This window comes from Acinetobacter soli (assembly GCF_000760595.1).
GTDB classification, from domain to species: Bacteria; Pseudomonadota; Gammaproteobacteria; order Pseudomonadales; family Moraxellaceae; genus Acinetobacter; species Acinetobacter soli.
On sequence record NZ_BBNM01000021.1, the window covers coordinates 1 to 5,386 of the forward strand.

9 protein-coding genes are annotated in these 5,386 nt (G+C 44.7%); all 9 read right to left on the reverse strand.

Annotated features, from left to right (window positions below):
* A partial coding sequence (locus Aso01_RS16175) for a major capsid protein (protein ID WP_001931190.1) occupies positions 1–837 on the reverse strand: 837 nt, incomplete at its 3' end.
* A gap of 36 nt (positions 838–873) precedes the next feature.
* Positions 874–990, reverse strand: a complete 117-nt coding sequence (locus tag Aso01_RS16180) for a phage DNA packaging protein J (protein ID WP_000033471.1) — start codon at positions 988–990, stop codon at positions 874–876.
* Positions 990–1,448 carry a scaffolding protein D gene (locus Aso01_RS16185; RefSeq protein WP_000084700.1) on the reverse strand — a complete coding sequence of 153 codons (459 nt, stop codon included), beginning with the start codon at positions 1,446–1,448 and terminating at the stop codon, positions 990–992. Before Aso01_RS16185 ends, Aso01_RS16180 begins: the two co-directional genes overlap by 1 nt.
* Positions 1,445–1,684, reverse strand: a complete 240-nt coding sequence (locus Aso01_RS16190) for a phage DNA packaging protein C (RefSeq protein WP_016670801.1) — start codon at positions 1,682–1,684, stop codon at positions 1,445–1,447. Before Aso01_RS16190 ends, Aso01_RS16185 begins: the two co-directional genes overlap by 4 nt.
* A complete protein-coding gene (locus Aso01_RS16195; RefSeq protein WP_435988044.1) occupies positions 1,617–1,769 on the reverse strand; it encodes a hypothetical protein in 153 nt (50 codons plus the stop codon). Before Aso01_RS16195 ends, Aso01_RS16190 begins: the two co-directional genes overlap by 68 nt.
* Positions 1,702–3,243, reverse strand: a complete 1,542-nt coding sequence (locus Aso01_RS16200) for a replication endonuclease (protein ID WP_000252566.1) — start codon at positions 3,241–3,243, stop codon at positions 1,702–1,704. Before Aso01_RS16200 ends, Aso01_RS16195 begins: the two co-directional genes overlap by 68 nt.
* A gap of 63 nt (positions 3,244–3,306) precedes the next feature.
* Positions 3,307–4,293 carry a Minor spike protein gene (locus Aso01_RS16205; RefSeq protein ID WP_000466547.1) on the reverse strand — a complete coding sequence of 329 codons (987 nt, stop codon included), beginning with the start codon at positions 4,291–4,293 and terminating at the stop codon, positions 3,307–3,309.
* 8 nt (positions 4,294–4,301) lie between these two features.
* Positions 4,302–4,829 (reverse strand): hypothetical protein, encoded by a 528-nt coding sequence (locus tag Aso01_RS16210; RefSeq protein ID WP_000487867.1) that lies wholly within the window; start codon positions 4,827–4,829, stop codon positions 4,302–4,304.
* A gap of 110 nt (positions 4,830–4,939) precedes the next feature.
* On the reverse strand, positions 4,940–5,386 hold a 447-nt coding region (locus Aso01_RS16215), incomplete at its 5' end, for a major capsid protein (RefSeq protein WP_032512316.1).

Consider the following 5,386-nt stretch of genomic DNA (forward strand, 5'->3'; position numbering starts at 1 on the left):
AGGAACAAAGAAACGCGGCACAGAATGTTTATAGGTCTGTTGAACACGACCAGAAAACTGGCCTAACGACGTTTGGTCAGTTCCATCAACATCATAGCCAGATGCCCAGAGATTAGAGCGCATGACAAGTAAAGGACGGTTGTCAGCGTCATAAGAGGTTTTACCTCCAAATGAAGAAATAACATCATGGTAACGCTGCATGAAGTAATCACGTTCTTGGTCAGTATGCAAATTAGCATAAGCAGCTTGCAGACCCATAATGTCAATAGATGTGGTAGAAGTCGTCATTTGGCGAGAAAGCTCAGTCTCAGGAGGAAGCGGAGCAGTCCAAATGTTTTTGAGATGGCAGCAACGGAAACCATAACGAGCATCATCTTGATTAAGCTCATTAGGGTTAGCCTCGGTACGGTCAGGCATCCACGGCGCTTTAAAATAGTTGTTATAGATATTCAAATAACCCTGAAACAAATGCTTAGGGATTTTATTGGTATCAGGGTTAATCGTGCCAAGAAAAGCGGCATGGTCAATATAACCAGTAGTGTTAACAGTCGGGAGAGGAGTGGCATTAACACCATCCTTCATGAACTTAATCCACTGTTCACCATAAACGTGACGATGAGGGACATAAAAAGTAAAAATGTCTACAGTAGAGTCAATAGCAAGGCCACGACGCAATGGAGAAAGACGGAGAGCGCCAACGGCGTCCATCTCGAAGGAGTCGCCAGCGATAACCGGAGTAGTTGAAATGGTAATAAGACGACCAATCTGACCAGCAAGGAAGCCAAGATGGGAAAGGTCATGCGGCATACGCTCGGCGCCAGTTTGAATATTAGACATAATTTATCCTCAAGTAAGGGGCCGAAGCCCCTGCAATTAAAATTGTTGACCACCTACATACCAAAGACGAGCGCCTTTACGCTTGCCTTTAGTACCTCGCAACGGCTGCGGACGACCAGGGCGAGCGCCAGAACGTTTTTTACCTTTAGACATTACATCACTCCTTCTGCACGTAATTTTTGACGCACGTTTTCTTCTGCGTCAGTAAGAACGTCAGTGTTTCCTGCGCGTACACGCAAGGTAAACGCGAACAATTCAGCGGCTTTAACCGGACGCTCGACGCCATTAATAATGTTTTCCGTAAATTCAGCGCCTTCCATGATGAGACAGGCCGTTTGAATGTTGACGGGATGAACATAATAAGCAATGACGGCAGCAATAAACTCAACAGGAGCAGGAAAGCGAGGGTATCCTACAAAGTCCAGCGTACCATAAACGCAAGCCTCAACGCAGCGACGAGCACGAGAGCGGTCAGTAGCAATCCAAACTTTGTTACTCGTCAGAAAATCGAAATCATCTTCGGTTAAATCCAAAACGGCAGAAGCCTGAATGAGCTTAATAGAGGCCAAAGCGGTCTGGAAACGTACGGATTGTTCAGTAACTTGACTCATGATTTCTTACCTATTAGTGGTTGAACAGCATCGGACTCAGATAGTAATCCACGCTCTTTTAAAATGTCAACAAGAGAATCTCTACCATGAACAAAATGTGACTCATATCTAAACCAGTCCTTGACGAACGTGCCAAGCATATTAAGCCACTTCTCCTCATCCAACGCGTCAGTTTTTGACAGAATCGTTAGTTGATGGCGAAAGGTCGCAAAGTAAGAGCTTCTCGAGCTGCGCAAGGATAGGTCGAATTTTCTCATTTTCCGCCAGCAGTCCACTTCGATTTAATTCGTAAACAAGCAGTAGTAATTCCTGCTTTATCAAGATAATTTTTCGACTCATCAGAAATATCCGAAAGTGTTAACTTCTGCGTCATGGAAGCGATAAAACTCTGCAGGTTGGATACGCCAATCATTTTTATCGAAGCGCGCATAAATTTGAGCAGATTTGTCGTCACAGGTTGCGCCGCCAAAACGTCGGCTACAGTAACTTTTCCCAGCCTCAATCTCATCTCTCTTTTTGCGTTCTGCTTCAATATCTGGTTGAACGGCGTCGCGTCGTAACCCAGCTTGGTAAGTTGGATTAAGCACTCCGTGGACAGATTTGTCATTGTGAGCATTTTCATCCCGAAGTTGCGGCTCATTCTGATTCTGAACAGCTTCTTGGGAAGTAGCGACAGCTTGGTTTTTAGTGAGTTGTTCCATTCTTTAGCTCCTAGACCTTTAGCAGCAAGGTCCATATCTGACTTTTTGTTAACGTATTTAGCCACATAGAAACCAACAGCCATATAACTGGTAGCTTTAAGCGGCTCACCTTTAGCATCAACAGGCCACAACCAACCAGAACGTGAAAAAGCGTCCTGCGTGTAGCGAACTGCGATGGGCATACTGTAACCATAAGGCCACGTATTTTGCAAGCTATTTAACTGGCGGCGATTGCGTACCCGACGACCAAAATTAGGGTCAACGCTACCTGTAGGAAGTGTCCGCATAAAGTGCACCGCATGGAAATGAAGACGGCCATTAGCTGTACCATACTCAGGCACACAAAAATACTGATAGCAGTCGGCGTGTGAATCATTAGCCTTGCGACCCTCGGCAGCAAGAACCATACGACCAATATCACGAAAATAGTCACGCAAAGCATTGGGATTATCATAAAACGCCTCTAATCGGTCGTCAGCCAACGTGAGAGTGTCAAAAACGATAAACCAACCATCAGCATGAGCCTGTCGCATTGCATTCATCAAACGCTGAATAGCAAAGCCTCTACGCGATTTCATAGTGGAGGCCTCCAGCAATCTTGAACACTCATCCTTAATACCTTTCTTTTTGGGGTAATTATACTCATCGCGAATATCCTTAAGAGGGCGTTCAGCAGCCAGCTTGCGGCAAAACTGCGTAACCGTCTTCTCGTTCTCTAAAAACCATTTTTCGTCCCCTTCGGGGCGGTGGTCTATAGTGTTATTAATATCAAGTTGGGGGAGCACATTGTAGCATTGTGCCAATTCATCCATTAACTTCTCAGTAACAGATACAAACTCATCACGAACGTCAGAAGCAGCCTTATGGCCGTCAACATACATATCACCATTATCGAACTCAACGCCCTGCATACGAAAAGACAGAATCTCTTCCAAGAGCTTGATGCGGTTATCCATCTGCTTATGGAAGCCAAGCATTGGGGATTGAGAAAGAGTAGAAATGCCACAAGCCTCAATAGCAGGTTTAAGAGCCTCGATACGCTCAAAGTCAAAATAATCAGCGTGACATTCAGAAGGGTAATAAGAACGAACCATAAAAAAGCCTCCAAGATTTGGAGGCATGAAAACATACAATTGGGAGGGTGTCAATCCTGACGGTTATTTCCTAGACAAATTAGAGCCAATACCATCAGCTTTACCGTCTTTCCAGAAATTGTTCCAAGTATCGGCAACAGCTTTATCAATACCATGAAAAATATCAACCACACCAGAAGCAGCATCAGTGACGACATTAGAAATATCCTTTGCAGTAGCGCCAATATGAGAAGAGCCATACCGCTGATTCTGCGTTTGCTGATGAACTAAGTCAACCTCAGCACTAACCTTGCGAGTCATTTCTTTGATTTGGTCATTGGTAAAATACTGACCAGCCGTTTGAGCTTGAGTAAGCATTTGGCGCATAATCTCGGAAACCTGCTGTTGCTTGGAAAGATTGGTGTTTTCCATAATAGACGCAACGCGAGCAGTAGACTCCTTCTGTTGATAAGCAAGCATCTCATTTTGTGCATATACCTGGTCTTTCGTATTCTGGCGTGAAGTCGCCGACTGAATGCCAGCAATCTCTTTTTGAGTCTCATTTTGCATCTCGGCAATCTCTTTCTGATTGTCCAGTTGCATTTTAGTAAGCTCTTTTTGATTCTCAAATCCGGCGTCAACCATACCAGCAGAGGAAGCATCAGCACCAGCACGCTCCCAAGCATTAAGCTCAGGAAATGCAGCAGCAAGATAATCACGAGTATCCTTTCCTTTATCAGCGGCAGACTTGCCACCAAGTCCAACCAAATCAAGCAACTTATCAGAAACGGCAGAAGTGCCAGCCTGCAACGTACCTTCAAGAAGTCCTTTACCAGCTTTAGCCATAGCACCAGAAACAAAACTAGGGACGGCCTCATCAGGGTTAGGAACATTAGAGCCTTGAATGGCAGATTTAATACCAGCATCACCCATGCCTACAGTATTGTTATCGGTAGCAAGCACATCACCTTGAATGCCACCGGAGGCGGCTTTTTGACCGCCTCCAAACAATTTAGACATGGCGCCACCAGCAAGAGCAGAAGCAATACCGCCAGCAATAGCACCAAACATAAATCACCTCACTTAAGTGGCTGGAGACAAATAATCTCTTTAATAACCTGATTCAGCGAAACCAATCCGCGGCATTTAGTAGCGGTAAAGTTAGACCAAACCATGAAACCAACATAAACATTATTGCCCGGCGTACGGGGAAGGACGTCAATAGTCACACAGTCCTTGACGGTATAATAACCACCATCATGGCGACCATCCAAAGGATAAACATCATAGGCAGTCGGGAGGGTAGTCGGAACCGAAGAAGACTCAAAGCGAACCAAACAGGCAAAAAATTTAGGGTCGGCATCAAAAGCAATATCAGCACCAACAGAAACAACCTGATTAGCGGCGTTGACAGATGTATCCATCTGAATGCAATGAAGAAAACCACCATTACCAGCATTAACCGTCAAACTATCAAAATATAACGTTGACGATGTAGCTTTAGGTGTCTGTAAAACAGGTGCCGAAGAAGCTGGAGTAACAGAAGTGAGAACCAGCTTATCAGAAAAAAAGTTTGAATTATGGCGAGAAATAAAAGTCTGAAACATGATTAAACTCCTAAGCAGAAAACCTACCGCGCTTCGCTTGGTCAACCCCTCAGCGGCAAAAATTAAAATTTTTACCGCTTCGGCGTTATAACCTCACACTCAATCTTTTATCACGAAGTCATGATTGAATCGCGAGTGGTCGGCAGATTGCGATAAACGGTCACATTAAATTTAACCTGACTATTCCACTGCAACAACTGAACGGACTGGAAACACTGGTCATAATCATGGTGGCGAATAAGTACGCGTTCTTGCAAATCACCAGAAGGCGGTTCCTGAATGAATGGGAAGCCTTCAAGAAGGTGATAAGCAGGAGAAACATACGAAGGCGCATAACGATACCACTGACCCTCAGCAATCTTAAACTTCTTAGACGAATCACCAGAACGGAAAACATCCTTCATAGAAATTTCACGCGGCGGCAAGTTGCCATACAAAACAGGGTCGCCAGCAATATCGGTATAAGTCAAAGCACCTTTAGCGTTAAGGTACTGAATCTCTTTAGTCGCAGTAGGCGGAAAACGAACAAGCGCAAGAGTAAACATAGTGCCATGCTC

What these genes read in the sequence shown, in the direction of transcription:
- Aso01_RS16200 (WP_000252566.1), bottom strand. Translation starts at nt 3,243, where the DNA reads ATGGTTCGTTCTTATTACCCTTCTGAATGTCACGCTGATTATTTTGAC.
- Aso01_RS16210 (WP_000487867.1), bottom strand. Translation starts at nt 4,829, where the DNA reads ATGTTTCAGACTTTTATTTCTCGCCATAATTCAAACTTTTTTTCTGAT.
- Aso01_RS16185 (WP_000084700.1), bottom strand. Translation starts at nt 1,448, where the DNA reads ATGAGTCAAGTTACTGAACAATCCGTACGTTTCCAGACCGCTTTGGCC.
- Aso01_RS16205 (WP_000466547.1), bottom strand. Translation starts at nt 4,293, where the DNA reads ATGTTTGGTGCTATTGCTGGCGGTATTGCTTCTGCTCTTGCTGGTGGC.
- Aso01_RS16180 (WP_000033471.1), bottom strand. Translation starts at nt 990, where the DNA reads ATGTCTAAAGGTAAAAAACGTTCTGGCGCTCGCCCTGGTCGTCCGCAG.